Below are 25,845 nucleotides of genomic sequence, written 5' to 3'. Positions count from 1 at the left end.
ATGAAGGTCTCGGACCATCTGCTGAGCAGGCTGCGGGAGTGGGACGTCGAGTACGTCTTCGGCTACCCCGGAGACGGCATCAACGGGCTGCTCGCTGCCTGGAGCAGGGCGGGCGACAAGCCGCGGTTCATCCAGTCCCGGCACGAGGAGATGTCCGCCTTCCAGGCCGTCGGGTACGCGAAGTTCTCCCACCGGACCGGTGTGTGCGCGGCGACCTCCGGGCCCGGTGCGATCCACCTGCTCAACGGTCTCTACGACGCCAAGCTCGACCACGTGCCGGTCGTCGCGATCGTGGGGCAGACCGACCGGTCCGCGATGGGCGGCGCCTACCAGCAGGAGGTCGACCTCCTCTCCCTGTACAAGGACGTGGCCTCCGACTTCTGCGAGATGGTCACCGTCCCCCAGCAGCTGCCCGGAGTACTGGACCGGGCGATGCGCGTGGCCACGGCCCGGCGCACCGTCACCGCGGTGATCATCCCGGCGGACGTCCAGGACCTGCCGTACGAGGCGCCGACGCACGAGTTCAAGATGGTGCCCTCCAGCCAGGGACTGGGCCGCTTCGCGCCGGTCCCGGCCGACGAGGAGCTGGCCCGGTGCGCCGAGGTCCTCAACGCGGGCGAACGCGTCGCCATGCTGGTCGGGCAGGGTGCACGGCACGCGCGCGCCGAGGTCGAGGAGGTCGCCGAGGTACTCGGCGCGGGCGTGGCCAAGGCCCTGCTGGGCAAGGACGTACTGCCCGACACGCTGCCCTACGTCACCGGGTCGATCGGTCTGCTCGGCACCCGGCCGTCGTACGAGATGATGCGCGACTGCGACACGCTTCTCGTCATCGGCTCGAGCTTCCCGTACAGCCAGTTCCTGCCCGACTTCGGTCAGGCGCGCGCCGTGCAGATCGACGTGGACCCCTCGCTGGTCGGTCTGCGGTACCCGTTCGAGGTCAACGTCGTCGGTGACGCGGCGGAGACCCTGAAGCGGCTGCTGCCGCTGCTGGAGCGCAAGACGGACCGGGCATGGCGCGACTCCGTCGAACAGTCCAACGAGCGCTGGTGGGAGGTCATGGAGCGCAGGGCCAAGGTCGCCGCCGATCCGGTCAATCCCGAGCTGGTGGTGCACGCGCTGGACTCCTTGCTGCCGGACGACGCCATCCTGGCAGCGGACTCGGGTTCGGCCGCGAACTGGTACGCACGGCACCTGCGGATGCGCGGCTCGATGCGCGGTTCCCTCTCGGGGACGCTGGCGACGATGGGGCCGGGCGTCCCGTACGTCATCGGGGCGAAGTTCGCCTTCCCCGAGCGGCCGGCGATCGCGCTCGTCGGTGACGGCGCGATGCAGATGAACGGCATGGCGGAACTGATCACCATCGCCAAGTACTACCCGGAGTGGGCCGACCCGCGGCTGATCGTCGCGGTGCTGAACAACCACGACCTCAACCAGGTGACCTGGGAAATGCGGGCCATGGAGGGCGTTCCGCAGTTCGAGGAGTCGCAGAGCCTGCCCGACGTGCGCTACGCGGACTTCGCCGTCGGCCTCGGCCTGTCCGGCGTCCGCGTGGAGGACCCGGGCGACGTGGAACCGGCATGGCGCCAGGCCCTGTCCGCCGACCGGCCCTTCGTGATCGACTTCCGCACGGACCCGGCGGTGCCGCCGATTCCGCCGCACGCCACGTTCGACCAGGCCAAGGCGGCCGCCTCGTCGGTGCTGCACGGGGACAGCGACCGGGCCTCGATGGTCCGGCAGGGCCTCAAGGCGAAGATCCAGGAGTTCCTGCCGGGCAAGGGCAAGGAGTGAGGGCCGAGAGCGGCCCAGGAGTGGGTCCTGCGGCCGGGTGCGGCGGCAGGACCGTGTCCGCGGCGGCGGGACGTCAGGTGTGGAGGCGGCTGTTGGGGCCCTCGTGGTCCCCGGCGGTTTCGTCGTTGAACCAGTAGTCGCCGGCGGCGAGGTAGCGGAACGAGTGGGTGCTGTTGCTCGGGAGCTCGACGGTGACGGCGCGGTTGCCGTCGTTGCGGGGGGTCAGGGTGTGGATGCCGGGACGCCAGTCGTTGAAGTCGCCGACCACGGAGACCGGCCCAGGCGGGGTGTCGGTGGGGAGGACGAAGGTGACCTGGGTGCGGTCCTCGCGCGGGGTGCGTTCCAGCATGGGCGGGCTCCTGGCCGTGGGGTGGTGGGTGGGATACAGCCCATCGTGGGCGGCGGTCCCCGTTGCCGCATGTCGACGCCACCAGCCGGCCCCCACCGTCACTCGCCCACCACGTCCAGTGATGCTCCGGGTGCAGATCGTCACCGCCCGTGCCAGTGTGAAGGGACCTGAGGATCCCCCTCAGCCACGCGTCACGAAGGAGTCGCCGTCATGGGCGGTATGAAGGACAAGCGCCAGGAACCGGGCAAGGGCCGCGAGGAGCAGGAGCGCATGCGGCGCCCCGGCCAGAACCCGGCGCAATCCCCCACCGGCCAGGAGGGAGCCCGCGGCAAGAGCCCCGAGGAGCTCAAGCGGCGCGGTGAGGACGAGATGCGGCTCGAGCGCGACCGGGACGAGATGCTCGACGACGAGATCTGATCCCGGGCGAACCGTTACGCCCACGCACGCAGGACCCGGCCGGGCCCACAGTCACCATCACCCGGCCGGGTCCTGTCACGTGTGCGCGCCCGGCGGCGGGCGAAGGTACCGAACGCCGAACGCCTGTCAGCCGACCTGCCCGACGAGCCGGCCGTACTCCAACTCTTCCCGTTGCGAGGCCTGGAGCCGGAGATGGGTGCCTTCCAGGAGCTCCTCCAGGACGGCCCGGCCGGCCGAGTAGGGCTGCCCCTGCTCCCCGGCGGCGGCGGGGCACCAGAAGATCAGCAGCCGTTCGTTTCTGCGCATGCCCTCCGACGTTGCGAAGGACAGCTCGTGGGCGAGGAGACGCGGTTCGTCGGGGGGCAGGGCCTGGAGCACCTCGTCATGCGTCAGATTGCCCTCCAGCTCGAGCACCAGCGTGTCCTCGGCGTCATCGTGGCGGAGGATGACGGTGTTGACGTCCCGCCTCTCCCGCAAACGGTGCAGGGCATGGAGACAGTCGTCCGAGACGGCGATAGGGCTGCTCACAGCGCCTCATTTCGATCGTGGCGTGACCAGGGCCCATGGATCAACGAACCGCCACCGCCGAGGATGCGGCAGGAGCGGTGGCCTCGGCGCCGGGGTTTTCACGACCGCGGACTACGCGGAGGACGGGACCGGAGGGAGAGGGGGCTCCCGTCCTCCGCCGCTCGGGCCGGCCGGGCCGCTCGATTCAGCCGGTGATCTGCTGCCGCTCGCTCGCGCCGCCGATGGTGATCTTGCGGGGCTTGGCACGCTCGGCGATCGGGATGCGCAGGGTGAGGACACCCGCGTCGTAGTCGGCCTCGATGTTCTCGGTGTCGAGGGTGTCGGCCAGCACGATCTGGCGGGAGAAGACTCCCAGGGGCCGCTCGGAGAGTTCCATCTGGACGTTCTCGCCCTTGGCCGTGGGGCGCCGTTCGGCCTTGACCGTGAGCTGGTTCCGCTCGACGTCGATGTCGATCGCGTCCGACGAGACACCGGGGAGGTCGAAGGCGATCACATAGGTATCGCCCTCCCGGTAGGCGTCCATCGGCATCACGGACGGCTTCGACCAGGTCCCGGTCGTGCCCATGAGCTGCTGGGTGAGCCGGTCGAGCTCGCGGAACGGGTCAGTGCGCATCAACATCGCGAAACACCTCCAGTTGGCTACGGCAGTGACTGCCAATGCGCTTCAACGTGCTTCCTTTGTAACATGTCATCGTTTCGATGACAAGCGGGATGTCATCCACTGGATGACATCGAGGTGCACTCCCGGACTCGCTACGCACCGCATCCAAATGGTTGCAGAGCGTGCACGCTCGCGATAAATTCGGCAGCCCGATCCCTACGTGCATGCGGAGCGGATATGACCAGAATCATCAGCTTGCGGGCGCCGGAGTCGATCGGCCTGCACAACATGTCCCAACAGGAGATCGAGGCGTACGTCAACGACGTGGCCACCGGCGCGTTGGAAAGCCTTCCCGAGGGCATCAAGCCCGTCGGTGTCAATGCGGTCGAGATCGAAGCGCTTGCGGAGCCCGATCCGGAGAGAGGGGGGTTGTGGGCTCAGTGGACCCGTGCCTGCTGCGCGCAGCGGGCCGACATCGAGGACTTCGAACCTCCGGTGCTCGAAGAGTTCACCGCCCCCGGTAGCACCGTGCACCGGGACGCCGGCAGGACCCACGTCGAGTCGCTGCTTCGTACCGCGGCCCTCGAATATCCGGACATGCATGGAGAATCCAGCGGAGAGTAAGGACCACGCCCCCCATGGCCGCCATTCCCCTCACCTTGCATCGCGATCGCTTCGACGCCAGTCGGGTGAGAGCCCTGCCGCGCGGTGACTACCTGCTCGTGATGGACAGGGTTTCGGGCCGTTGGGTGACGGTCGATACGCCGACGGGGCAACTGCTGCCGCTCGTTGCGTCGCCACGCGAGCAGTTGCCCGACCAGGTCCGCGGCGCGGTCGGGCAACTCCGGGGCATGCTGCTGGACCGGGGTATCGGGGTCATCGGCGCCGAGCGGCGGTTCGAGCAGCTCAACACCGTCATCCTCAAGCTGACCAACGCTTGCAATTACGCCTGCTCCTACTGCTACGACTACGAGACCTTCGAGCGGGCCGTCGTGCTGTCGCGGGACGTGGCCGTCAGTGCACTGAAGCAGGCTCTCGACCTCGCCGAACGCGAATTGTGGGTGATCCTCCACGGGGGTGAGCCCATGCTCGTGTGGCAACTGGTGGAGGAACTCGTCACGGCCGGTCGGCTGCTCGCCGCCGAGCGGGGCAAGCGGATCCGCTTCGTGGGCCAGACGAACCTGTCCCGACTCAACGACGAAGTCGTGGAGTTCTCCCTGCGCCATGACATCGTCTGGGGGGTGTCGATCGACGGCGGCCCCGGTCTTCACGACCACTTCAGAGTCGACCACAAGGGGCGTGGCACCTACGCCCACTTCGCCAAGGCCTTGGATCGGTATCCGTCCTTCGTGCGCGGCTGCGGCGTCATGAGCACCATCACCGCTGCCAACCAAGGCCGGCTCCTTGAGTTGGCCCGGCACTTCCGGGATCTCTCCATGGCGTCCTGGGACTGGAGCTTGTTCCAGCCGATCGGTCGGGGAAGAGACCAACAGGCCACCTTCGCCCTCGACGCCGACGTTCTCGTCTCCGCCTGGAGCGAGCTGTTCGACGCCGTCGAGGGTGGTGAGTTCGACGGCTTCCCCGTGCTTCCTGTCACGAAGTACCTGGACAACTTCATCGCCGGACCCGGCGGCAACATGTGCATGCGCCCGCAGTGCGGCGCCGGCCGCGATCTGCTGTCCGTCTCCTCCGACGGCTCGGTCGAGGCGTGCGACTGCATCGATCCCGCCGGCCCGCTCTCCGGCCTCGGTTCGGTCGACGAGGGCCTGGTAGCCGCCCGCGACAGCGAGGTCGCCGCCCTCATCCGAAGCCGGGACCTCACCGTCACCCGGTGTTCCGAGTGCATCTGGTACGGCGTCTGCGGAGGTACGTGCCTCGCCCACGCTCCCGAGCTCAACGGCATCTGGCCGGAGTCCTGCGCGGTGGCACTGTGCGCCTTCGACAAGATCTCGTACTCGCTGGCGAACTCCCCGCGTCTCCTCGACTACCAGCGAACGCTGGGCTAGACGATGCCCGGCATGGCTGAGGCACTGCACCTGCTCTCTTACGATCCCTGCGCGAGCCGAGTGTTCTGCCGGCGGCCGCTCGCGGAACTCGACCGCCTCGCCGACTGGGTGTGCGAGCGTGATCCCTACGGCGAACTGCCGAGACTCCGCGCCGCACTGGGTCGGGTGGATCCGCGTGACGACGACCTCCGCGGACATGTCCGTCATCAGCTCTGGTGCGCGTGGCGCCAGGCAGCGTGGACAGCGGGCACCGGCCGGCCACTGCCGGCCGTGGTGGCAGCCGGCCGGCAGTGGCTGGACGAGACCCGTGGCCACCCCACCGTCCTGGTCACACCCATGACGATGAGCACGGCGGACGCGCTGCACACGGTCTCGGCGGTGTTCGCGGACCGGCATGTGGTCGCCTTGGGCGAGGGCGCCATCCCGCAGTACGACGCGGAGGTATCCGTGGTGAGCGGCGATGTCGGCTCGATCCGGCATGTGCTGAGGCATCTTGCAGCCGGTGGGGTGCTCGGTACCTACGCCGACTTCGTGTACGCCGATCGTGACGCCGAGCCGACCGCACTGTTCGGGCGAGCACGGCCCATCTCGTCGGGATTCGTCGCGGTGGCGTCGCGGCCCGGCACCATGCTCCTGCCCACGGTCATGAGGCTGTCCGGCGACGAGCAGATCGCGATGGAGTTCGACGAACCCATCCTCGTGCAGGGCACGCCCCAGGACGTGCGGTTTGCTCGAGAGGCCATGCGCCGGCTGATCGCGCAGCTCCTGGAGGGGCTGATCCGTCGCAACCCCCGGCAATGGCTCCTGTTGCCGACGCTGAGCTTCGACTCCCCGCAGCTCGCCCGTGTCTGACGGCGGTGCCGTCACCGGACCGGCTCCCACCGCGCCGCCCGCCTCATCCGGTCGTCGGGCGATCCGACGGAGACGTTCAGTGGTAGGTGCGGCCGGGCACGAGCCGAGTCTCAGGTCGCGGAGGGGGCGCTGGGCGTCTGCTGCGTCGTGGGCGACAGCGGAGGCAGTACCAAGCCCGCGTAGACGAACTGCGTGCTCACGATGATCAGGTACTGCAGTGGCACGAGCAGTCCCACCGGTAGCAGGGGGGCCAGCGGAAGGACGATCATCCAGGCACCCTGGAGCCGTTGCGGGTCTCCGGTCACCGATTCGGGCTGCCGGCCGAGCCGCAGGGTGATCACGAACAGGGTGGCGAACGTGAGGAGGGGAACCCCTATCAGCCCCACTCCCATGCCCACGGCAAACGTCTCACTCAAGGGCTGGTCGCCCATTCCGTGCGGCACCGCCGCGGCAACTGCCCAGCCGATGAGGGCGGTCAGGACGTAGCGCTGCAGGCTGATGCGCAGCCACCTCGCCGTACTCACGACGGCCCCCTCGCTCCGACAGGTGCCATGGCCAAAGGCCGATGACCATGGTCCCCAGAGATTCTGAACATGTTCGAAACATTACCGCCTCCCCGGGCTCGCAGACCCCTCGTTGCTCCATCTCTTTGCCCAGCCGACCCGGCTGCCGTGCTCCCGGGCTGCCGCTCACCCGCTGACTGTGGGCCGTGCCGGTCATCGCCCCCGGCTGTTCGGGGGACCCGTGGGCGGTCTCCGGCGGTTCTTCCCTCAGCGCGGGCATCCCTGGGGGAAACGGAAGAGAGGGACACGATGCCGCTCTATCTATCGAGGTTCAGCTACACGCCGGAGACATGGGCGAGGCTGATCGCGCACCCGGAGGACCGCGCCAAGGCCGCTCAGTCGTACATCGAGTCCGTCGGGGGGAAGCTCCACGGTTTCTGGTACGCCTTCGGCACGCACGACGGCTTCAATCTGTGGGAGGCGCCGGACAACGTGTCCATGGCCGCGGTCGCGCTGGCGATCAGCGGAGGCGGCGCGCTCAGCTCGTTCGAGACGACCGTTCTCCTGAGCGTGGACGAAACGCTGGACGCCCTACGCCAAGCCGGACAGGTCCGGTACCGGGCCCCTGGCACACAGCGGTGAACCGACGCGCCCCCGGATGTGCGCGGTGATCAAGGGACCGGCACGCCCGTGCGCAGGAAGTACAGACCCACGATCCGCCCGTCTCCGTTGAAGGCGACCCGGAATTCGCCCGGCTGCTTCGCCATGCGCAGCGGCACATTGACCACCGTCGTATCGCCGGACGCCACCTGCCGGGGATCCCCATGCGACCGGTAGCGCCCGAATTCCGCCTGGTAGCTCTTCCAGGACTGCGCCAGAACGTCCGGGGTCGCCTGTTGCCGCATCGCCTCGTCGAAGCGGGCTGAGACGGCCGTGAAGTCGCCTTGCACCACCTCGGTGAGGGTGTCCAGAGCGAGCTGCTCGTACGGGGGCTGGGCAGGTACCGTCGCTGCGAGGGGTGCCGCGACCTCCGCGGAGGCGCGCGCCGGTGCCGTCACGCCCAGCGCGGCATCGTTCGCGACCAGCAACGCACTCGAAGCGACGACGGCCACCGTCACCATCCGGAGGGTGTGCCGATTTCGGCCGCGGGATGCGTCCTTGCGAGGTATCAGGCCCATGGCCTTCTCCTTCACGCCACCGGTATGCGGGACGGCCTCCCTTCATGCTACGAGCGCCCACACGGCGGTCGCACCTGCACGAGGACGGGTTGGGCGCCCGGGGCGGTATGCCCCGGCGGTCGGGCGCAGCGGTCAGGCGGTCAGCGCCGCGAGCTCCGCGTTCGCGCGCTCGGTGACCAGCGCGAGGACGCGGCCGGCGGCGGCCAGGTCCTCGGCGGGTATCCCGCCCCAGACGCGGGCGGTGAGGGGGGCGGTCTCCGCTCCGATGGCAGCGAGCAGCTCGCGCCCCGCATGCGTGGGGCGCAGGTGCGCGCCGTCCACGACGAGGAGCTGCTTGGCCAGGAGTTCGTCGAGGGTGGCGTGGATGTCGGCCGGATCGGCCTTGAGGGAGCCCCGGACCTGCGTGACGAGCTGGTCCGGGGTCTGCGGGGTGTCGGCGGTGACGGCGGCGCGCAGGACGATCTGCTGCTGGAAGGTGCTGCCGTGCCGGGCCAGGACGTGCTCCAGGACGCCGCGGGCGGCGTAGTGGGCCAGGCCGAGGGCGCGGGCGTCGGCGAGGGGTGCAGTGGTGGTGGTCATGGTGTGGTCCCCTGAGTCTTCTCGTCGTTCGGTGGGAAGGGAGTGAGAGGTGCGTCGAGCAGGGCCGTCAGTTCGTCGGTGAACGCGCGCGTCCGCGCGGCGTCGAGGCCTCCGAGCGGCTCCAGCAGCTGCTGGAGCAGGTCCTGGACCACCGCGATGGCCTGCCGCGTGACGGCTTGGCCCTGCTCGGTGAGGGCGAGCTGTACGGCGCGCGGGTCGCGGGGATCGCGCGTGCGCTCGATCAGCCCGGCTGACTCCAGGGCGCGCGCCAGCTTCGAGACGTACAACGCCTCCAGGCCGGTGTGGTCGGCGAGGCGGCGCTGACTCGGCCGTTCGCCGGCGCGCTGCATGCCGTGCAGCGACGCCACCAGGGAGTACTGCGCGTGGGTGAGGCCCAGCGGAGCCACCGCGCGATCGACCGCGACGCGCCACTTGTTGGCGAGTCGCCATACCAGGAAGCCGGGAGTGGGACCCGGTGAACCCTTGCTCATGGCAGATAGAGTACATGGCTACTATGTACATGGCTACTATTTTGCGGGGCACGAACCCCGTGACAGCCGATCGGGGGTGTGAGACCGGCGAAGAAGGAAAGGCGCGGGGAACGGGGGCAGAGGAGGTAAGCCGATGCGAGCTTTGACGTGGCAGGGCAGGCGGGACGTGCGGGTGGAGACGGTCCCGGACCCCAAGCTGGTGGACCCCACCGATGTCGTCATCCGGGTGACGTCGACCGGGCTCTGCGGATCCGACCTGCACTTGTACGAGGTCCTGGGGCCTTTCCTCGAGCCCGGTGACATCCTGGGGCACGAACCCATGGGCGTGGTCGAGGAAGCCGGACCGGACGTGCGCACGCTGCGGCCGGGGGACCGGGTGGTGGTTCCGTTCAACGTGTCCTGCGGAACCTGCTTCATGTGCGAGCGGGGCCTGCACTCACAGTGCGAGACCACGCAGGTGCGCGAGCACGGCAAGGGTGCCTCGCTCTTCGGCTACACCAAGCTGTACGGGCAGATGCCGGGCGGGCAGGCGGAGTACCTGCGCGTGCCGTTCGGCGACACCTTGCCGATCAAAGTGCCCGAAGGGCCGGCCGACGAGCGCTTCGTCTACCTGTCGGACGTCCTGCCCACCGCTTGGCAGGCCGTGGAGTACGCGCACATCCCGCCGGGCGGATCGGTCACCGTACTGGGCCTCGGCCCCATCGGACAGATGGCCGCACGGATCGCCCTGCACCGCGGCGCCGGCCTGGTCGTGGGCGTCGACCTGGTGGCGGCCCGGCTGGAGCGCGCCCGCGCCGCCGGAGTCCACACGCTGGACCTGAAGGAGCTCGGTGACGGCGTGGCGGACGCCGTACGGGACCTGACCGACGGGCGGGGCACCGACTCCGTCATCGAGGCGGTGGGCATGGAGGCGCACGGTGCGCCGGTCGCCGCGGCCGCGCAGCGTCTCACCGCCCTGCTGCCCGACGCCGTGGCCAAACCCCTCATGGAGAAGGCGGGCGTCGACCGGCTCCAGGCCCTGTACACGGCGATCGACCTGGTGCGGCGCGGCGGCACGCTCTCCATCTCGGGCGTGTACGGCGGTGCGGCCGACCCGCTGCCGATGCTGACCATGTTCGACAAACAGCTGCGGATACGCATGGGCCAGGCGAACGTCTGGGCGTGGGTCGACACGCTCCTCCCGCTGCTGAACGACGAGGACCCGCTCGGGGTGGAGGGCTTCGCCACGCATGTCATGCCGCTGGAGGACGCTCCCCGCGCCTACAGGATGTTCCAGGCCAAGGACGACGGAATGATCAAGACGCTCCTGAAGCCGGGCAGCTGAACCGAGCGGTGTCTGCTCCGCGGAGGGAGCCTCCGTCACGCACGGGCCATCGAAGATGGCCCGGACGCGTCCTACTCCCGGACCGTCGCGCAGATGGCGTAGGCGCTGAAGCCGAGGGGCACCGTGTCGGTGTTCTGGACAGTGACGATCCATGAAGTGTTTCCGGCGCCGGGGAACGATCGGATCGTGAGGAGCTTGGCACCGTTGCCGAAGAACCCGCCCCCGATCACCTTCTTCCCCGCGGGGCATTCGGCAGCGACCTGCTCGAACTGGTTCGGCTGGACCACGGGTCCCTGCCGGGAAACGACCTCGTAGCCGGCGATGCCCGCCTTGCCCTTGTCGGCGAGTGCGGTGTCCGCGGCGGGTGTGGGGGGATTGGTGCCCGGGACCGGTCCGTCCTGCGCGTGGGCGCCGGCGATGCCGAGCACTGCTGCGACGGCTGTCGAGGTGATGACGGTGACGAGGCGGCTCGCGTACATGTGCTCCCCTTGACGTGGACGGATCTTGACGTGGACCGATGGGGTCTCGGACCTGTGGATACCAGGACAGGCCACCGGAGCGGGCGCAGCGCGGCGCCGCCGTCCGTGCAGTCGCCCCGTTCGGAGCAGGCCCGCCCGGCCCTGCGGGGGCGCGGCCGGCCCGTCTGGACGAGGCGCAGACCGTCAGCGAGCCCGGCACTTTCGCCCTCCCCGCGCGCTGACCTCAGCCTTCCGGGCCCACCCCGTCGGCGGTGGCGCGCACGAGACGGTCCACCGCTCCCGCCGGACCCGCCGCCTCCTCGGCCCAGGCCCGCTGCCGCGCCGCCCCGTCACCGCGGGTCGCCAGCCGTTGGAACAGCGCGGTGACCTCGTCCAGGTCTCCGAACTCCTCCAGCGCCGGACGCACCAGACCCACCAGATCGTCGGCGACCGCCGCCACCGGTTTGGCCCGGCCGGTCAGCGCGTCGAAGCCGCTGCCGCTCCAGCCGTCCCGGGCGGCCCGCCAGCAGGCGGCGCGCAGCACCTCGCCCTCCCAGCGGGGGCCGGGATCACCGCGCTGTGCCTTGTCGGCGCAGGTGACCACCAGGGCGCGCAGGAGCGTCGCCACCGCGACGGTGTCGTCCAGGTCCTGCAGCACATCCATCGCACGGACCTCCAGCGTGGGCAGCCGGGGATTGGGGCGCAGGTCCCAGTACGGCATGCCCGGATCCAGCATGGCCTCGGTATCGGCGATGACGACGGCCAGGCGCTCGTGTTCCTCCAACGACGCCGCGTACGGCGGCGGTCCCAGGCACGGAAAACGGCTCCTGATGACCGAGCGCCAGCTGGCGTAGCCGGTGTCCCTCCCGCGGTGGAACGGCGAATTGGCGCTCAGCGCGACGAGAAGGGGCAGCCAGGGCCGCACGTGGTTGCCCGTCAGCACGGCCAGCTCACGGTCGGGCAGGTGAACGTGTACGTGCAGGGCGCTGATGGCGAAGTCGTCCATCATGGTGCGGTACTGCCGACGGCCGGCCCGGTAGCGCGGATGGTCGGCCACATGGGCCGGACCGGCATCCTGGAGCACCGGCGTGCCGGAGGCGCACAGCCGCAGCCCCTCAGCGCGGGCCGCGGTGACCAGCGCCCCGCGGACGCGCTCGAGTTCCCCGCGCAGCTCGCCGGCCGACCGGCACGGGGGCGTACGCCCTTCGACCTGGCACTCGTCGAATTCCTTGGTCACGAGATCGCCCACTTCGCCCGCGGCGCGAGCGGCGACCCGGGGCCCGGCGTACACGACAGAGCGCGTGTGCGCGTCGACGAGGAAGTACTCCTCCTCCACGCCGATGGTCGGCGCCTGGTCGGCGGATGCGGGGCGAGGTGCGGAGGGAAGCGCGCTCATCCGTCCAGCATCGCGGCAACCGGTCGTTCCGGCGTCCGGCGCGCGCAAGGTCACCGCCGCTGCCCCGTCCTGGTGTGATCGGACGCCGGCGCCGTGCGGTGTGAGTGATCGGGTACGGAGGGTCCCAGGGCTGACGGCCGCCCCGTTCATGGTCGCCGGGGCCGTGTCACGTCCCGCTCCCTCCGCCTCGTGCTGTTCGCCGCCTCGACCTCGCTGGTGGTGGGGGGCGTACTGCTGCCCACCGGTGCGATCGTGTGCGTCGACGGCAAGCCGCTGCCGAAGGGCGACGACTCGGTCACGGTTCCGCAGGGATCGCAGCTCTGCCTCGGTGTGGACACCCCCGAGCAGTGCGCGGCGCGGCAGAAGCCGGTCGTGCAGAGCCCTACGGGCAGCTCCACCCTTCAGCTCGCGGTGTGACCCGAGGAAGCCCCCGCCGGTCCGACCGGCGGGGGCTTCCCAGGTGTCAGGTCATCAGCAGGAGCCGCGTGTTCGCCACCAGCTTCCGGTTTACGCTGGTGCTCTGCACGAAGATCGTGAAGTCGTCGTTGTGGTCCGGCTTGACGCGCACCTCCACGTCCGACAGGCCGAGCAGGGTTCGGGCCTCCGGCCCCGTGTACACCCGGTCCGTCTTCTTCTCCAGCACGGCGATCTTCTTCCGTGCCTGGATCTTCTCCGGCTTGCTCAGCTGATAGAAAGCACCACCGGTGCGGTAAGTGTGCCCGCATTCGACGACCCATTCCCGGATCGCCGCTTCCCGGGCCACCGGAATCAGGTGGTACTGAGACGGATCAACCGAGGTGAGGCCGGCGGCCTTGATGGTGTCCTTGTTGACCGCGTCCGCACCCGTGGAGAACACCGCCCGCGAACCCCGGATTCCCTGGGCTCGGCCCGCCATGAATTTCTCCGTCGCCTGCCGGATGACCTGTCCGGCCTCCTCCAGACCCTGTGTGCTCGTGGCGTCCCAGACGGCGATGTTGTCCTTCGGAAAACCGCACTGCATGGCCTCGCGCTTGCCCATCTGGTCCGGCACGAGGACGGCCAGCGTCCAGTTGTCCTGCTGCGTCTCGATCATCTCGGCCACCGCCTGGACCAGCGCGCGCGGGTCCCTGGCCGGGGCGTCCGGGCAGCGATGACTCGCGTTCTCCTGCCCGTCGGTCAGGACGAACGTCAGGAAGCTGTGGTCGCCGTAGAGTTGCGCCGTCTGCGCCAGCTCCCGCTGCGACTTCAGCGTGGCCGCCAGCAGGGCCGTCATTCCACCGGTCCGGTACAGCTGCTTCAGGGACGGCATCCGCAGCACGTCCTTGTCGTACACGACGCATTCCACCTTGTCGGCGAAGACGTACACCGTGACGCGGGTTTCCTGGTCCAGTTCCTTCGACCGGCGGGCCAGATATGCAATCTGCTGGTCGGCGACTTCGACGACCTTTCGACTGAGGTGCGACATGGATGAACTGGCATCCAGCACAAGAGCAACGTGATTGATGTAGTTCTGGTTTCCGGACATGACCGCTCCCCCTCGTTCCGACGTGATGCTTCTAGCTTCTCACCCACCACTGACAATCGATCTTGGCTTCCGTGCCGGATGCCGACACGGCGAAACCGCGCCCCCCGGAGTTCCGGGAGGCGCGGTTTCGGAGGTCGGTGAGAGGGCGTCAGTTGACGTTGACGGCCTTCCAGGCCGCCGCCACCTGCTGGTACTCCGTGCCCGACGTGCCGTACAGGTCGGCCGTCGCCTGGAGGGTCGCGGTGCGTGCGCCCGCGTAGTTGGTGGTGGAGGTCATGTAGGTGGACAGCGCCTTGTACCAGATCTTGTAGGCCTTGACCCGCCCGATGCCCGTGACGGTGGAGCCGTCGTAGGTCGGGGAGTTGTAGGAGACGCCGTTGATCGTCTTCGCGCCGCTGCCCTCGGACAGCAGGTAGAAGAAGTGGTTCGCGACGCCCGAGGAGTTGTGGACGTCGAGCCGGCCCACGGTCTTCGACCAGTAGTCGGCGGAGGCCCCGTCCTTGCTCGGCTTGTCCATGTAGCGCAGCGGGGTGCCGTTGCCGCGGATGTCGATCTTCTCGCCGATGAGGTAGTCGCCGATGTCGGAGGAGTTGTTCGCGAAGAACTCCACCGACGTGCCCAGGATGTCGCTGGTGGCCTCGTTGAGGCCGCCGGACTCGCGGCTGTAGTTCAGCTTGGCCGTGGAGGCGGTCAGGCCGTGGCTCATCTCGTGGCCGGCGACGTCCAGGGAGGTCAGCGGCTTGAGGTTGTTCGCGCCGTCGCCGTAGGTCATGCAGAAGCAGCTGTCGGACCAGAAGGCGTTGACGTACGCGTTGCCGTAGTGGACGCGGGAGTACGCGGCCTTGCCGTCGCCGGCGATGCCGTTGCGGCCGAGCTCGGCCTGGTAGAAGTCCCAGGTGACGGCGGCGCCGTAGTGGGCGTCCACGGCGGCGGTCTGCCGGTTCGCGGCCGTCCCGTCGCCCCACTTGTCGTCGGCGTCGGTGAAGAGGCTGCCGGTGCCGGTCGTGCCGCCGTTCAGGTCGTACGTCTTGTGGCTGCCGCGGCCCGCGTCGGTCAGGCTGTACGTCGACCCGCTCAGGGTGGTGCCGAGCGTGACGGTGCCGGAGTAGCCGCTGGTGCCGGTGCCCGTGTCGATGGCCTCGTACGCGTACAGCTCGGCGCCGGTGGCGGCGTCGGTGATGACGTGCCGCTCGCTGGGGGTGCCGTCGTGCTGGGTGCCGGTGACGACGGCCTCGTAGGCGAAGACCGGCTTGCCGGTCGCCGCCCAGACCACCTGGCGGGCGCCGGCGGGCGCGGCCTTCAGGGAGCGGGCGGCGCCCGGGGCTATGCGGGCCTCGGTGCCCTTGGTGGTCTTGCGGCTGCCGTCCTTCTTCTGGTGGACGACCAGGTCGCCGCCGAGGACCGGCAGGCCCTGGTAAGTGCGCTCGTAGCGCGTGTGGACCGTGCCGTCGGCGTCCTTGATCACGTCGCGGGCGACGAGGCGCTCATCGCCACCGAGGCCGATGGCGCGCGCGGTGCCGGCCGCTTCGGCCTGCGCGCCGGCGATCGCCTGGGCGCGCGCGGCGGTCGACAGCTGGACGGCGGTGGCGCCGTCCTCGCGCTCGGCCGCCGCGTTCGCGGAACCGCTCTGGACGGCCAGCGCGACCATCGCCGCGGACGCGACGAGGGCGGCCGTGCGCAGCACGCGGGTCCGGCTGCTGGAGGTGGGGGATGAGGACATGTGGTGGGTCACTCGTTCTCCTTCGATGCCGTGGGGGCGGCTGTGAGATTGCCAGGAAGGAGAGGGTGATTGACAGGTATGCAACAAGAATTTGACCATCTGTTGTCCGGAGAGAGGACTCCAATGTCCGCTCAACGGTCAAAAACGGGCCATTCCGCTTTGGGGTGAGGGCAGTTGGGGTTCGTGGTGTCGGCGCCGGCCTCCGTGGCGCGTCCCATGGCGCCCCCGCCGGACCGTGGGTGACGGCTCGCGGGGGCCGCCCATTGGGAAGATGTCCAAATTGTGCATATTTGTAGTCAATTCCCCTTCGCCCTCCGGAGATCGGCAGAGGCTGAGCCACGAGTGACACCGGTCACTTTGAGTGACGCTGGGGACATGACCTCCGGTGGTCCGGGCAAGGGCGCCTCATTGCGCCAAACCGCGGGCCCGCCGCGGTGCGGAAACCGGAGGTACAGCGCGTCGTGTCCGAGCAGCAGAGCATTCACACAGCCGGCAGGTGGCGGTCCGCCGCCACGGGGGCCACCAGGGAGATCCTGGACCCCGCCGACGGCACCGTGCTCGCGGTGGTCGCGGAGGGCGGCGCCGCCGACGCGGACGCTGCGGTGGCCGCGGCCCGTGCCGCCTTCGACGGCGGGCCGTGGCCGCGCACGCCCGTGGCCGAGCGTGCCGCGCTGCTGCGCCGTACGGCCGCCCTGCTCCAGCGCGACCGCGAGCGGATCGCCCTCCTGGAGAGCCTGGACGCGGGCAAGACGCTGCAAGAGGGCCGGATCGACGTGGACTGCGTCAGCGACGCCTTCCACTACTTCGCCGACCTCATCAGCGCCGAGAGCGCCGGCCGGGTCGTCGACACCGGTTCCCCCGACATCCACAGCGTGGTCGTCCACGAGCCGGTCGGGGTCTGCGCCCTGATCACCCCGTGGAACTACCCGCTGCTGCAGGCGAGCTGGAAGGTCGCCCCGGCGGTGGCCGCGGGCAACACCTTCGTGATCAAGCCGAGTGAGATCACCCCGCTGTCCACGGTCGTCCTCGTCGAGCTGCTGGTGGAGGCCGGGCTGCCGTCCGGCGTCGCGAACCTGGTGACCGGCGCGGGCGATCCCGTCGGCGCGCGTCTGGCCGCCCATCCCGACGTGGACCTCGTCTCCTTCACGGGCGGCCTCGCCAGCGGCACGAAGGTGGCGCACGCGGCGGCCGACACCGTCAAGAAGGTGGCCCTCGAACTCGGCGGCAAGAACCCCAACGTCGTCTTCGCGGATGCCTGTGCCACCCAGGCGGGCTTCGACACCGCCGTCGACCAGGCCCTCAACGCGGCCTTCATGCACAGCGGCCAGGTCTGCTCCGCCGGCTCCCGGCTGATCATCGAAGAGTCGGTGCGCGGCCGGTTCGTCACCGAGCTCGCCCGCCGCGCCGAGCGGATCCGCCTCGGCCGCGGCACCGACCCCGGCGTCGAGTGCGGCCCCCTGGTCTCCGCCGCCCAGCGGGAGCGCACCGAGTCGTACGTCGCCTCCGCCCTCTCCGACGGCGCCGTACTGCGCGCCGGCGGTGAACGCCCCGAGGGCCCCGGCTTCTTCTACCAGCCCACGGTCCTCGACCGCTGCGACCGCCGGATGCGCGTCGTGCGGGAGGAGGTCTTCGGCCCGGTCCTGACCGTCGAGACGTTCCGTACCGAGGACGAGGCCGTGGCGCTCGCCAACGACACCGAGTACGGGCTCGCGGGCGCGGTGTGGACGGCCGACCAGGGCCGCGCCCGCCGCGTGGCCGGCCGGCTCCGCCACGGCACCGTCTGGATCAACGACTTCCACACCTACCTGCCGCAGGCGGAGTGGGGTGGTTTCGGGAAGTCCGGTACCGGGCGCGAGCTCGGGCCGTCGGGTCTCGCCGAATACCGCGAGGCCAAGCACGTCTACCAGAACCTCGCTCCGCGCCCCGTGCGCTGGTTCGCGGGCTGAAAGGAAACATCGTCATGACGACGAATACGCACCGCGACGCGCGCGCCGCCGAGGGGTTCGCGCGGGAATACGACTACGTGATCGTGGGCGGCGGCACCGCCGGATCGGTGATCGCTTCCCGGCTGACCGAGGACCCCGAGGTCACGGTGGCCGTCATCGAGGGCGGCCCGAGCGATGTCGACCGGCCCGACGTGCTGACCCTGCGGCGCTGGATGGGCCTGCTCGGCGGCGAACTCGACTACGACTACCCCACCACCGAGCAGCCGCGCGGCAACTCGCACATCCGGCACAGCCGCGCCCGCGTCCTGGGCGGCTGCTCCTCGCACAACACGCTCATCTCCTTCAAGCCGCTGCCCTCCGACTGGGACGAGTGGGAGGCCGCGGGCGCCGAGGGCTGGCACGCCGCGGCCATGGACCCGTACTTCGACAAGCTGCTGAACAACATCGTCCCCGTCGACGAGGCAGACCGGAACGCCATCGCCCGCGACTTCGTGGACGCGGCCGGGCGGGCGCTCGGCGTCCCCGAGATCGAGGGCTTCAACCAGAAGCCCTTCCACGAGGGCGTCGGCTTCTTCGACCTGGCCTATCACCCGGAGACCAACAAGCGCTCCTCCGCCTCGGTGGCGTACCTCCACCCGGTCATGGACGAGCGGCCGAACCTCACCCTGCTGCTGGAGACCTGGGCCTACCGCCTGGAGCTGGACGGGACGCGGGCGCGCGGGGTGCACGTGAAGGCCGAGGACGGCACCCGGTCGCTGATCGGCGCCCGCCGCGAAGTGATCGTGTGCGCGGGGGCGGTCGACACCCCGCGTCTGCTGCTGCATTCCGGGATCGGCCCGCGCGCGGATCTGGAAGCCCTCGGCATACCCCCGGTGCACGACCTGCCCGGCGTCGGTGAGAACCTCCTCGACCACCCGGAATCGGTGATCGTGTGGGAGACGGACGGCCCCATCCCGGAGAACTCGGCGATGGACAGCGATGCCGGCCTGTTCGTCCGCCGCGACCCCCGGTCCCAGGGGCCGGACCTGATGTTCCACTTCTACCAGGTCCCCTTCACCGACAACCCGGAGCGCCTCGGCTACGAACGTCCGGCCCACGGGGTGTCGTTGACCCCGAACATCCCCAAGCCCCGCAGCCGCGGCCGGCTGTACCTCACCAGTGCGGACCCCGAGGTGAAGCCCGCCCTCGACTTCCGGTACTTCACGGACGAGGAGGACTACGACGCCCGCACCCTGGTCGACGGCATCCGCCTCGCCCGCGAGATCGCCGCGACGCAGCCGCTGGCCGGCTGGCTCAAGCGCGAGGTGTGTCCCGGCCCGGCCGTCACGAGTGACGAGGAACTCAGCGCGTACGCCCGGTCCGTCGCGCACACCGTCTACCACCCGGCGGGCACCTGCCGGATGGGCGCCGCCGACGACAGCGGGGCCGTCGTCGGGCCGGACCTGAAGGTCCGGGGCCTGGACGGGATCCGGATCGCGGACGCCTCGGTGTTCCCGACGATGCCCGCGGTCAATCCGATGATCGGAGTGCTCATGGTCGGCGAGAAAGCCGCCGAGCTGCTGGGAGGCGCTGCCTGATGAACACGAACAACACCCCGGCCACGAGCAACACGCCGGCCACGAACGACACCCCGTCCCCGCACGAGAACGCGGCCGCGCTCGACGGGCCGGCCGCCGCCCGCGAGCCCGACACCCGGCCGCCGGTCTTCTCGGTGAACGGCCTGTGGAAGGTCTTCGGCCCGCGCGCCGCGGCCGCCAAGGTGCCCGGCTCCGCGGACGCCGACCTGTCCGCCGCCGAGCTGCGCGAGCGCACCGGCTGCACCGCGGCCGTCCGCGACGTCAGCTTCGACGTCCGCAAGGGCGAGGTCTTCGTGGTGATGGGCCTGTCCGGCTCCGGCAAGTCCACCCTCGTACGCTGCCTGACCCGGCTCATCGAGCCGACCGCGGGCTCCCTCGCCATCGACAGCGAGGACGTCCTGGCCATGGACCAGAGCCGGCTGCGGGAACTGCGCCGCCACCGTGCCGCCATGGTCTTCCAGCACTTCGGCCTGCTGCCGCACCGCACCGTCCTGGACAACGTTGCCTACGGCCTGGAGATCCAGGGCGTGGGCCGCGCCGAACGGCGTGCCAAGGCCACCGAGATGATCGCCAAGGTAGGCCTCGACGGCCTGGAGGAGCGCCGCCCCGGCCAGCTCTCGGGCGGTCAGCAGCAGCGGGTCGGGCTCGCCCGCGCCCTCGCGGCCGACCCCGAGGTCCTGCTGTTCGACGAACCGTTCAGCGCCCTCGACCCGCTGATCCGCCGGGAGATGCAGGAGGAAGTGGCCCGCCTGCACCACGACGAGGGCCGCACCATGGTCTTCATCACGCACGACCTGGCCGAGGCCCTTCGCCTCGGCGACCGGATCGCCCTCATGCGCGACGGCCGGATCGTGCAGCTCGGCACCCCCGAGGAGATCGTCGGCTCCCCGGCCGACGCGTATGTACGGGACTTCGTGCGCGACGTGCCGCGCGAACAGGTCCTCACCGTACGCAGCGCCATGCGCCCCGCCTCTCCCGCGGAAGCCGAGCAGGGCCCCGCCCTGGCCCCCGCCACCACCGTCGTCGAGGCCATCGAGGCGGTCGCCCGCAGCGGCGGCCCCGCCCGGGTCGTCGACCAGGGGCGCTGCCTGGGCGTGGTCGACGACGCGGCACTGCTCGCCGTCGTGGCCGGGATACCCGCCCCCAGGGCCGGGGAGGTGGCCGCATGAGCGCGTCGACCGCCCGCCCGGCCGCCGGTGCTCGGCGGTGGTCGCGATGACCTTCGCCACCGCCCCCGGGCGTCTGTCCGCCCCGCCCGAATCCGGCCGACAGCCGCGCCGCCCCGCCGACGCGCCCCCCGCCGGACCGCCGGAGCGCCCCCGCAGAGCCCTGTTGACCCACCACGCCGGCCGCAGGGTCCTGCCCCTCGCCGTCGCCGCGGTCGTGCTCGGCACGCTCGGCTTCCTCTTCCCCGGCGCGGGCAGCTGGCCGGGCGCCCTGGCCGTCGACCTGTCGGACCCGCTCGGCCGGGCCGGTGACTGGGTCGTCGACCACCGCGACAGCCACCCGCTGTTCCTGTACTTCTTCGGGCACGTCAGCAACCTCGTCGTCGTGTCGGTGCGCGCCGTGTACGTGCTCCTCCTCGCCGCCGGCTGGGCCGGGGTCACCGCCCTGGCCGGGCTCGTCGCCTGGCGGCTCGCGGGCGTCCGGCTCGCGCTGACCTCGATGGCCGCCTTCGCCGTCTGCGGGCTGCTGGGCATGTGGGTGCCGACCATGCAGACGCTCGCCCTGATGGTCGTGGCCGTCGCCGCCTCCGTCGTCGTCGGTGGGCTGCTCGGCCTCGCCGCCGGGCTGTCGCCGCGGACCGAGCGCGCGCTGCGCCCCGTACTGGACACGATGCAGATCCTGCCCGCCTTCGCGTACCTGCTGCCGATGGTGCTGGTCTTCGGGATCGGCGTGCCCGCCGCCGTCCTCGCCACGGTGGTCTACGCCGCCCCGCCCATGGCCCGCCTGACCGCGCTGGGCCTGCGCGAGGCCGATGCCGGAGTGCTGGAGGCCGCCGCCTCGCTCGGCGCGACCGGGCGGCAGCGGCTGCTGAGCGCACGGCTCCCGCTGGCCCGCCGGCAGATCCTGCTGGGCGTCAACCAGGCCATCATGATGGGCCTCTCCATGGCCGTCATCGCCTCCGTGATCGGCGCGGCCGGTCTCGGCGACCGCGTCTACCAGGCGCTGGCCTCCGTCGACGTCGGGGCGGCGCTGGCCGCGGGCATCCCGATCGTGCTGCTCGCGGTCGTCCTCGACCGGATGGCGGGCGCGGCGGGCATCCGGCTCGGGGCCACCCCGCCGCCCGTGTCCGAACGGCCCTTCCTGCGGCGGGTGTTCGCGGGCTGGTACGGGCGCCTGCTCTGCCTCCTCGCGGCCGTCGCCGTGGCGGTCGCCGGCCGGATGGCGGGCACCACCCAGTGGCCCGGCTCCTGGACGGTGTCCCTCGCCGACCCCGTCAACCGGGCCGTCGACTGGATGACCGAGCACCTCTACTCCGGCGTTCCCGTCATCGGCGGCACCGCCGACTGGGCCGCCCGTTTCACCGGCTGGGTCCTGGACCCGATGCGCACGGGCCTCCAGGCGGCGCCCTGGTGGCTCCTTCTGATGCTCGTCGGCGCCATCGGCGTGCTCGTCGGCACCTGGCGCACCGCCCTGACGGCCGTGCTCGCGCTGGCCGCGATCGGCGTGCTCGGGGTGTGGGAGCCCGCGCTGGACACGCTCTCGCAGGTGCTCGCCGCCGTCGCCGTGACCCTGGTGCTCGGCTTCGCGATCTCCGTCGGCGCCGCCCGCAGCGCCCGCGCCGAGCGGCTGCTGCGCCCGGTGCTCGACATCTGCCAGACGATGCCGCAGTTCGTCTACCTCATCCCGGTCGTCGCCCTGTTCGGCGTCGGCCGCGCCCCGGCGGCGGCCGCTGCCGTCGTGTACGCGCTGCCCGCCGTCGTACGGATCACCACGCAGGGGCTGCGCGAGGTGAATCCGGCCGCACTGGAGTCCGCCCGCTCGCTCGGGGCGACCGGGGGACAGCAGCTGCGCCAGGTCCAACTGCCGCTCGCCCGGCCCGCCCTGCTGCTGGCCGTCAACCAGGCCGTGGTGCTGGTTCTCGCCGTCGTCATCATCGGCGGCCTGGTCGGCGGCGGCGCCCTCGGCTACGACGTGGTCCTCGGCCTCGCCCAGGGCGACCTGGCCACCGGCCTCGTGGCCGGTGCGGCGATCGTCTGCCTCGGCCTGCTGCTCGACCGCATCACCCAGCCCGCGAAGGAGGCCTGAGATGCCGATGGAACCGACCAAGCGCACCCGGCCCGGGAGAGCGGTGCGCCGCGCCGCCGTCACCGGGTTCGCCGTGGCGACCGCCCTGGCCGTCGTCACCGGCTGCGGAGCCGCCGACATGACCCGCCAGGCCTCCCCGTACGCGGCGGCGCAGGGCGCCGAGACCGTCACGCTCTCCGTGCAGTCCTGGGTGGGCGCGCAGGCGAACACCGCCGTCGCGGGCTACCTGCTGGAACACGAACTCGGCTACCGGGTGGACACCGTCCAGGTCGACGAGGTGCCGGCGTGGGACGCGCTCAGCCAGGGCCGGGTCGACGCGATCCTGGAGGACTGGGGCCACCCGGAGCAGCAGAAGCGCTACGTGGAGGACAAGAAGACCATCGTCGACGGCGGTGAACTGGGGGTGACCGGCCACATCGGCTGGTTCGTACCGTCCTACTTCGCCGAGGCGCACCCGGACGTCACCGACTGGAAGAACCTCGGCAAGTACACCGACCAGCTGAGGACGGCCGAGAGCCGCGGCAAGGGCCAGCTGATGGACGGCTCACCCTCGTACGTCACGAACGACAAGGCGCTCGTGAAGAACCTCGGCCTGGACCTCGAGGTCGTCTTCGCCGGCTCCGAGGCGGCGCAGATCACCCAGATCAAGCAGTTCGCCAAGGAGAAGAAGCCCTTCCTGACCTACTGGTACAAGCCCCAGTGGCTCTTCGAGCGGGTTCCGATGACGGAGGTGAAGCTGCCCGAGTACACGGAGGGGTGCGACGCCGACCCCGAGAAGGTGGCCTGCGCGTACCCCCACACCCCGCTCCGGAAGTACCTCAACGCGCGCTTCGCCGACGGGGGAGGGAAGGCCGCGTCGTTCCTGAAGAAGTTCCGCTGGAACGTCGAGGAGCAGAACGAGGTCGCCCTGATGATCGCCGAGGAGAAGCTGTCACCGCAGCAGGCGGCGAAGAAGTGGGTCGAGCGGAACGAGGACGTGTGGCGGCCCTGGGTCCGCTGACGCGCCCCGCCCCGGCGGGACCCTGACCCGGCGGGACCCTGACCCGGCCCCCGCCTGCCGCACGCGCCTGCGCACCGCCCGCCGGACCGCCCTGCGCGAGCCCGGGGCGGTCCGCAGCGGTGCGGCCGGCTCGGTGCGGGCCGTCAGCTGCCGCCGCGCTGCTGGTCGCTGTCGCGGCGCAGCCGGCGGGTGTGCCGGGCGAGGGTGTCGATGCGGTCGGCGAGCTCGGTGTGCCCCGGGCCCAGATGGTCCCGGGCGGCGGTGAGCGGGCCGACGAGCTGGGCCGCGTCGTCGCGGCCGAGGGCACTGTTCAGCTCACGGACGCTCGTCTCGGCGGCGGCGGGGAGGTCGGTGAGAGCGGTGATCTGACCGGCCAGCCGGCGCAGGTCGGCGGCGTTGCCGCGAGCCCAGACGGTGACGGTGCGGTCGGCGGCGCGCCGGTCGCGGACGGCCTGCACCCGCTGTTCCCCGGTGGTGTCGGCCGGGCCGGGGCGCAGGCGCAGATAGCGACGTTCGGCGGCCTGGCGGCTGGCCACCCCGAGAGGGCCGGCGAGATCGGCCCAGCTCGCCCCCGCTTGCCGTGCGGTTTCGATCAGGCCGGACTCCCACCCGGCGAGCTGTTCCCGTACCTCGCGCAGCAGAAGCAGCGAGGCCAGGGCCTGCTCCGGGCCTTCGCCCGGCGGGGGCGTCGCGGGCCCGGCGCTCTGGGCCTCGCGCACGGCGTTGTCGATGGCCTCCAGCGCCGCCGCTGCGGCGAGGAAGGAAGCGGGTCCGTAGGCCGTGGGGGTGCCTGGGGGCGGGGGAGGGGCGGGCTTCTCTGCGGCAGTCACGGATCTCCTCCAACTCACGTCACCCTGAGGATGACACCGTTGCTTGTCATCGTTTCGATGACATGTTACAACGGATGCACGTTGAAGCGCATTGGCAGTTTCTGCCCCACTCAACCGGAGGTGTTTCGCGATGTTGATGCGCACTGACCCGTTCCGCGAGCTCGACCGCGTCGCCCAGCAGCTCATGGGGACCACCGGCACGTGGTCGAAGCCGTCCGTGATGCCGATGGACGCCTACCGCGACGGCGACGACTACGTGATCGCCTTCGACCTCCCGGGCGTCACCGTGGACGCGATCGACATCGACGTCGAGCGGCACATGCTCACCGTCAAGGCCGAACGCCGGCCGTCCGCGGAGGCCGGCGGCGTGCAGATGGACCTCTCCGAGCGGCCCCTGGGTGTCTTCTCCCGCCAGATCGTGCTGGCCGACACCCTCGACACCGAGAACATCCAGGCCGACTACGACGCAGGTGTCCTGACCCTGCGCATCCCGATCGCCGAGCGCGCCAAGCCCCGCAAGATCGCCATCAGCGGCGCGGGCGACCGCAAGCAGATCTCCGGCTGACCCGGCCCGCACCCACGCCGTCCGGCGGAGGACGGCAGCCCGCTCGCTCTCCCTCCGGCCGCCCGTCCTCCGCCCCACATCCTGGGGGTAGCACGATGCCCATGCGATGGGAAGCGTTCCTCGAACACGTCCAGGAGCGCGGTGAATACGACACGAGGCAGGAAGCGGACCGTGCGGCGCGCGTGGTCCTCGCCCTGCTCGGCGCCCACCTGGTCGGCGCGGAGCGGGCCGAGCTCGCCGCGCTCCTGCCCGAGACCTACGCCCTGATCCTCCTCAACCCCCTCCAGGCCGCTGAACCGCTGTCCGCGGAACGGTTCGTGCGGGCCACCGCGGCCTGGATCGAGGGCAGCTCCCACGCCACGGCGACGTGGGACGTCGGCGCCGTACTCAGCGTGGTCGCCGACGCGGCGGGCGAAGAGCTCACGCACCGGCTCCTGTTGCAGCTCCCGCCCGGCTACGACCTCCTCTTCGGCCGCCCCCAGCCCGTCTGAACGGCGGACCATCCGCCCCCGAGAAGAAAGGCTCACCGTGTCCGTGCTCCAGAAGCCTGAACTGCCGCAGCAGGCCCCGGACATGACATACGACCAGATGCTGGAGACCGTGAGGTACGAAGGCGCCTACCCCACCCGGGAGCGGGCCGACGAAGCCGTACGCAAGATCCTGGCCGCCCTCGGCCGCCAGCTCACCGGCGATGAACGCGTGGACCTGGCGGCCCGCCTCCCCCTGGAGGCCGCGCTCACCTTCACCGGCCAGATCCCGGACACCAGGCAACTCACCGGCTGGGGCTTCGTCAAGGACCTCGCCACCCGCACCGGCGCCACCCCCGCCACCGTCCGCTGGGAGACCGGAGCCGTCCTCACCGTCGTCGCCCGTCTCGCGGGCCCCGAACTCCTCACCCGCATCCTCGACCGACTGCCCGACGGCTGGGCCCTCCTCTTCGGCCAGGCCCAGCTCCTCCAGCCACAGCGCGCCGCCTGACCC

Annotated in this window: 28 protein-coding genes; 16 read left to right on the top strand and 12 right to left on the bottom strand. The window is 70.9% G+C overall.

The window, feature by feature from the left end; genetic code table 11:
- Positions 1-1,788: a thiamine pyrophosphate-requiring protein gene (locus ACIP5M_RS10330; RefSeq protein WP_401194491.1), complete on the top strand. Its 1,788-nt coding sequence runs from the start codon at positions 1-3 to the stop codon at positions 1,786-1,788.
- A 73-nt stretch (positions 1,789-1,861) separates the two neighbouring features.
- Here the strand turns inward: ACIP5M_RS10330 and ACIP5M_RS10325 are convergent, their stop codons facing one another.
- Positions 1,862-2,137, bottom strand: a complete 276-nt coding sequence (locus tag ACIP5M_RS10325) for an isoamylase early set domain-containing protein (RefSeq protein WP_401194489.1) — start codon at positions 2,135-2,137, stop codon at positions 1,862-1,864.
- Positions 2,138-2,347: 210 nt separating this feature from the next.
- Between ACIP5M_RS10325 and ACIP5M_RS10320 the strand changes: the two genes are divergently transcribed.
- Positions 2,348-2,554: a hypothetical protein gene (locus tag ACIP5M_RS10320; RefSeq protein ID WP_401194487.1), complete on the top strand. Its 207-nt coding sequence runs from the start codon at positions 2,348-2,350 to the stop codon at positions 2,552-2,554.
- A 126-nt stretch (positions 2,555-2,680) separates the two neighbouring features.
- Here ACIP5M_RS10320 and ACIP5M_RS10315 read toward each other — a convergent pair whose 3' ends face one another.
- Both ACIP5M_RS10315 and ACIP5M_RS10310 read right to left on the bottom strand, forming a co-directional pair.
- Positions 2,681-3,082, bottom strand: coding sequence for a cofilin family protein (locus ACIP5M_RS10315; RefSeq protein ID WP_401194485.1), 402 nt, complete (start codon positions 3,080-3,082; stop codon positions 2,681-2,683).
- A gap of 184 nt (positions 3,083-3,266) precedes the next feature.
- A complete protein-coding gene (locus tag ACIP5M_RS10310; protein ID WP_401194482.1) occupies positions 3,267-3,701 on the bottom strand; it encodes an Hsp20/alpha crystallin family protein in 435 nt (144 codons plus the stop codon).
- A gap of 219 nt (positions 3,702-3,920) precedes the next feature.
- Here ACIP5M_RS10310 and ACIP5M_RS10305 point away from each other — a divergent pair, with 219 nt between their 5' ends.
- The 3 genes from ACIP5M_RS10305 to ACIP5M_RS10295 are packed head-to-tail and all read left to right on the top strand — an operon-like array spanning position 3,921 to position 6,541.
- Entirely contained in the window at positions 3,921-4,307 is a 387-nt protein-coding gene (locus tag ACIP5M_RS10305; RefSeq protein WP_401194479.1) for a hypothetical protein, read from the top strand.
- Positions 4,308-4,321: 14 nt separating this feature from the next.
- Positions 4,322-5,689 carry a radical SAM protein gene (locus ACIP5M_RS10300; protein ID WP_401194476.1) on the top strand — a complete coding sequence of 456 codons (1,368 nt, stop codon included), beginning with the start codon at positions 4,322-4,324 and terminating at the stop codon, positions 5,687-5,689.
- A gap of 12 nt (positions 5,690-5,701) precedes the next feature.
- Positions 5,702-6,541 (top strand): hypothetical protein, encoded by an 840-nt coding sequence (locus tag ACIP5M_RS10295; RefSeq protein WP_401194474.1) that lies wholly within the window; start codon positions 5,702-5,704, stop codon positions 6,539-6,541.
- 110 nt (positions 6,542-6,651) lie between these two features.
- On the opposite strand, the gene ACIP5M_RS10290 is transcribed toward ACIP5M_RS10295, so the two are convergent.
- Positions 6,652-7,065, bottom strand: coding sequence for a hypothetical protein (locus ACIP5M_RS10290; protein WP_401194472.1), 414 nt, complete (start codon positions 7,063-7,065; stop codon positions 6,652-6,654).
- Positions 7,066-7,353: 288 nt separating this feature from the next.
- On the opposite strand from ACIP5M_RS10290, the gene ACIP5M_RS10285 reads away from it, so the two are divergent.
- On the top strand, positions 7,354-7,686 hold the full coding sequence (locus ACIP5M_RS10285) for a GYD domain-containing protein (protein ID WP_401194469.1): 333 nt from the start codon (positions 7,354-7,356) through the stop codon (positions 7,684-7,686).
- A gap of 29 nt (positions 7,687-7,715) precedes the next feature.
- Here the strand turns inward: ACIP5M_RS10285 and ACIP5M_RS10280 are convergent, their stop codons facing one another.
- From ACIP5M_RS10280 to ACIP5M_RS10270, 3 genes are all read right to left on the bottom strand, one after another.
- Complete coding sequence (locus tag ACIP5M_RS10280) at positions 7,716-8,237, bottom strand: DUF3887 domain-containing protein (RefSeq protein ID WP_401194467.1); 522 nt, start codon at positions 8,235-8,237, stop codon at positions 7,716-7,718.
- Between the two features lie 117 nt (positions 8,238-8,354).
- Positions 8,355-8,801, bottom strand: a complete 447-nt coding sequence (locus tag ACIP5M_RS10275) for a MarR family transcriptional regulator (protein WP_401194464.1) — start codon at positions 8,799-8,801, stop codon at positions 8,355-8,357.
- Positions 8,798-9,292: a MarR family winged helix-turn-helix transcriptional regulator gene (locus ACIP5M_RS10270; RefSeq protein WP_401194462.1), complete on the bottom strand. Its 495-nt coding sequence runs from the start codon at positions 9,290-9,292 to the stop codon at positions 8,798-8,800. Before ACIP5M_RS10270 ends, ACIP5M_RS10275 begins: the two co-directional genes overlap by 4 nt.
- 133 nt (positions 9,293-9,425) lie before the next feature.
- Here ACIP5M_RS10270 and ACIP5M_RS10265 point away from each other — a divergent pair, with 133 nt between their 5' ends.
- Positions 9,426-10,616, top strand: a complete 1,191-nt coding sequence (locus tag ACIP5M_RS10265; protein WP_401194460.1) for an alcohol dehydrogenase catalytic domain-containing protein — start codon at positions 9,426-9,428, stop codon at positions 10,614-10,616.
- A 71-nt stretch (positions 10,617-10,687) separates the two neighbouring features.
- On the opposite strand, the gene ACIP5M_RS10260 is transcribed toward ACIP5M_RS10265, so the two are convergent.
- The gene (locus tag ACIP5M_RS10260; RefSeq protein WP_401194458.1) at positions 10,688-11,095 is read right to left on the bottom strand and encodes a hypothetical protein; all 408 of its coding nucleotides are present in this window, start codon (positions 11,093-11,095) and stop codon (positions 10,688-10,690) included.
- A gap of 223 nt (positions 11,096-11,318) precedes the next feature.
- A complete protein-coding gene (locus ACIP5M_RS10255) occupies positions 11,319-12,470 on the bottom strand; it encodes a glutamate--cysteine ligase (RefSeq protein WP_401194455.1) in 1,152 nt (383 codons plus the stop codon).
- A gap of 189 nt (positions 12,471-12,659) precedes the next feature.
- On the opposite strand from ACIP5M_RS10255, the gene ACIP5M_RS10250 reads away from it, so the two are divergent.
- Positions 12,660-12,887: a hypothetical protein gene (locus tag ACIP5M_RS10250; RefSeq protein ID WP_401194453.1), complete on the top strand. Its 228-nt coding sequence runs from the start codon at positions 12,660-12,662 to the stop codon at positions 12,885-12,887.
- A 46-nt stretch (positions 12,888-12,933) separates the two neighbouring features.
- Here ACIP5M_RS10250 and ACIP5M_RS10245 read toward each other — a convergent pair whose 3' ends face one another.
- Both ACIP5M_RS10245 and ACIP5M_RS10240 read right to left on the bottom strand, forming a co-directional pair.
- Complete coding sequence (locus ACIP5M_RS10245; RefSeq protein WP_401194451.1) at positions 12,934-13,974, bottom strand: vWA domain-containing protein; 1,041 nt, start codon at positions 13,972-13,974, stop codon at positions 12,934-12,936.
- 148 nt (positions 13,975-14,122) lie between these two features.
- A complete protein-coding gene (locus ACIP5M_RS10240) occupies positions 14,123-15,694 on the bottom strand; it encodes a M4 family metallopeptidase (RefSeq protein WP_401195077.1) in 1,572 nt (523 codons plus the stop codon).
- Positions 15,695-16,155: 461 nt separating this feature from the next.
- Here ACIP5M_RS10240 and ACIP5M_RS10235 point away from each other — a divergent pair, with 461 nt between their 5' ends.
- The 5 genes from ACIP5M_RS10235 (at position 16,156) to ACIP5M_RS10215 (ending at position 23,469) form a co-directional block, all read left to right on the top strand.
- On the top strand, positions 16,156-17,640 hold the full coding sequence (locus ACIP5M_RS10235; protein ID WP_401194448.1) for an aldehyde dehydrogenase family protein: 1,485 nt from the start codon (positions 16,156-16,158) through the stop codon (positions 17,638-17,640).
- A gap of 14 nt (positions 17,641-17,654) precedes the next feature.
- Positions 17,655-19,217, top strand: coding sequence for a GMC family oxidoreductase (locus ACIP5M_RS10230; protein WP_401194446.1), 1,563 nt, complete (start codon positions 17,655-17,657; stop codon positions 19,215-19,217).
- Positions 19,217-20,386: a glycine betaine/L-proline ABC transporter ATP-binding protein gene (locus ACIP5M_RS10225; RefSeq protein ID WP_401194444.1), complete on the top strand. Its 1,170-nt coding sequence runs from the start codon at positions 19,217-19,219 to the stop codon at positions 20,384-20,386. Before ACIP5M_RS10230 ends, ACIP5M_RS10225 begins: the two co-directional genes overlap by 1 nt.
- A 46-nt stretch (positions 20,387-20,432) precedes the next feature.
- Positions 20,433-22,469: an ABC transporter permease subunit gene (locus tag ACIP5M_RS10220; protein WP_401194441.1), complete on the top strand. Its 2,037-nt coding sequence runs from the start codon at positions 20,433-20,435 to the stop codon at positions 22,467-22,469.
- A 118-nt stretch (positions 22,470-22,587) separates the two neighbouring features.
- The gene (locus tag ACIP5M_RS10215) at positions 22,588-23,469 is read left to right on the top strand and encodes an ABC transporter substrate-binding protein (protein WP_401195075.1); all 882 of its coding nucleotides are present in this window, start codon (positions 22,588-22,590) and stop codon (positions 23,467-23,469) included.
- A gap of 143 nt (positions 23,470-23,612) precedes the next feature.
- On the opposite strand, the gene ACIP5M_RS10210 is transcribed toward ACIP5M_RS10215, so the two are convergent.
- Entirely contained in the window at positions 23,613-24,299 is a 687-nt protein-coding gene (locus tag ACIP5M_RS10210) for a type III effector protein (RefSeq protein ID WP_401194438.1), read from the bottom strand.
- 130 nt (positions 24,300-24,429) lie between these two features.
- On the opposite strand from ACIP5M_RS10210, the gene ACIP5M_RS10205 reads away from it, so the two are divergent.
- From ACIP5M_RS10205 to ACIP5M_RS10195, 3 genes are all read left to right on the top strand, one after another.
- Entirely contained in the window at positions 24,430-24,864 is a 435-nt protein-coding gene (locus ACIP5M_RS10205; protein WP_401194436.1) for an Hsp20/alpha crystallin family protein, read from the top strand.
- A 95-nt stretch (positions 24,865-24,959) separates the two neighbouring features.
- Positions 24,960-25,355: a DUF2267 domain-containing protein gene (locus ACIP5M_RS10200; RefSeq protein ID WP_401194434.1), complete on the top strand. Its 396-nt coding sequence runs from the start codon at positions 24,960-24,962 to the stop codon at positions 25,353-25,355.
- A gap of 82 nt (positions 25,356-25,437) precedes the next feature.
- Positions 25,438-25,842 (top strand): DUF2267 domain-containing protein, encoded by a 405-nt coding sequence (locus ACIP5M_RS10195; RefSeq protein WP_401195072.1) that lies wholly within the window; start codon positions 25,438-25,440, stop codon positions 25,840-25,842.
- Positions 25,843-25,845: the final 3 nt, after the last annotated feature.

Origin of the sequence: Streptomyces sp. NPDC088762 (assembly GCF_044750905.1) — a bacterium.
Taxonomy (GTDB): domain Bacteria; phylum Actinomycetota; class Actinomycetes; order Streptomycetales; family Streptomycetaceae; genus Streptomyces.
The sequence above is the reverse complement of the archived record's forward strand: the minus strand, read 5'-3'. Positions and strand labels throughout refer to the sequence as shown.

Excerpts from the sequence above, each read along its gene's own strand:
- ACIP5M_RS10330 (WP_401194491.1), top strand. The coding sequence starts at position 1 with ATGAAGGTCTCGGACCATCTGCTGAGCAGGCTGCGGGAGTGGGACGTC.
- ACIP5M_RS10325 (WP_401194489.1), bottom strand. The coding sequence starts at position 2,137 with ATGCTGGAACGCACCCCGCGCGAGGACCGCACCCAGGTCACCTTCGTC.
- ACIP5M_RS10320 (WP_401194487.1), top strand. The coding sequence starts at position 2,348 with ATGGGCGGTATGAAGGACAAGCGCCAGGAACCGGGCAAGGGCCGCGAG.
- ACIP5M_RS10310 (WP_401194482.1), bottom strand. The coding sequence starts at position 3,701 with ATGTTGATGCGCACTGACCCGTTCCGCGAGCTCGACCGGCTCACCCAG.
- ACIP5M_RS10305 (WP_401194479.1), top strand. The coding sequence starts at position 3,921 with ATGACCAGAATCATCAGCTTGCGGGCGCCGGAGTCGATCGGCCTGCAC.
- ACIP5M_RS10300 (WP_401194476.1), top strand. The coding sequence starts at position 4,322 with ATGGCCGCCATTCCCCTCACCTTGCATCGCGATCGCTTCGACGCCAGT.
- ACIP5M_RS10295 (WP_401194474.1), top strand. The coding sequence starts at position 5,702 with ATGGCTGAGGCACTGCACCTGCTCTCTTACGATCCCTGCGCGAGCCGA.
- ACIP5M_RS10285 (WP_401194469.1), top strand. The coding sequence starts at position 7,354 with ATGCCGCTCTATCTATCGAGGTTCAGCTACACGCCGGAGACATGGGCG.
- ACIP5M_RS10275 (WP_401194464.1), bottom strand. The coding sequence starts at position 8,801 with ATGACCACCACCACTGCACCCCTCGCCGACGCCCGCGCCCTCGGCCTG.
- ACIP5M_RS10270 (WP_401194462.1), bottom strand. The coding sequence starts at position 9,292 with ATGAGCAAGGGTTCACCGGGTCCCACTCCCGGCTTCCTGGTATGGCGA.
- ACIP5M_RS10265 (WP_401194460.1), top strand. The coding sequence starts at position 9,426 with ATGCGAGCTTTGACGTGGCAGGGCAGGCGGGACGTGCGGGTGGAGACG.
- ACIP5M_RS10260 (WP_401194458.1), bottom strand. The coding sequence starts at position 11,095 with ATGTACGCGAGCCGCCTCGTCACCGTCATCACCTCGACAGCCGTCGCA.
- ACIP5M_RS10255 (WP_401194455.1), bottom strand. The coding sequence starts at position 12,470 with ATGAGCGCGCTTCCCTCCGCACCTCGCCCCGCATCCGCCGACCAGGCG.
- ACIP5M_RS10245 (WP_401194451.1), bottom strand. The coding sequence starts at position 13,974 with ATGTCCGGAAACCAGAACTACATCAATCACGTTGCTCTTGTGCTGGAT.
- ACIP5M_RS10240 (WP_401195077.1), bottom strand. The coding sequence starts at position 15,694 with ATGTCCTCATCCCCCACCTCCAGCAGCCGGACCCGCGTGCTGCGCACG.
- ACIP5M_RS10230 (WP_401194446.1), top strand. The coding sequence starts at position 17,655 with ATGACGACGAATACGCACCGCGACGCGCGCGCCGCCGAGGGGTTCGCG.
- ACIP5M_RS10225 (WP_401194444.1), top strand. The coding sequence starts at position 19,217 with ATGAACACGAACAACACCCCGGCCACGAGCAACACGCCGGCCACGAAC.
- ACIP5M_RS10220 (WP_401194441.1), top strand. The coding sequence starts at position 20,433 with ATGACCTTCGCCACCGCCCCCGGGCGTCTGTCCGCCCCGCCCGAATCC.
- ACIP5M_RS10215 (WP_401195075.1), top strand. The coding sequence starts at position 22,588 with ATGACCCGCCAGGCCTCCCCGTACGCGGCGGCGCAGGGCGCCGAGACC.
- ACIP5M_RS10205 (WP_401194436.1), top strand. The coding sequence starts at position 24,430 with ATGTTGATGCGCACTGACCCGTTCCGCGAGCTCGACCGCGTCGCCCAG.
- ACIP5M_RS10200 (WP_401194434.1), top strand. The coding sequence starts at position 24,960 with ATGCCCATGCGATGGGAAGCGTTCCTCGAACACGTCCAGGAGCGCGGT.
- ACIP5M_RS10195 (WP_401195072.1), top strand. The coding sequence starts at position 25,438 with ATGACATACGACCAGATGCTGGAGACCGTGAGGTACGAAGGCGCCTAC.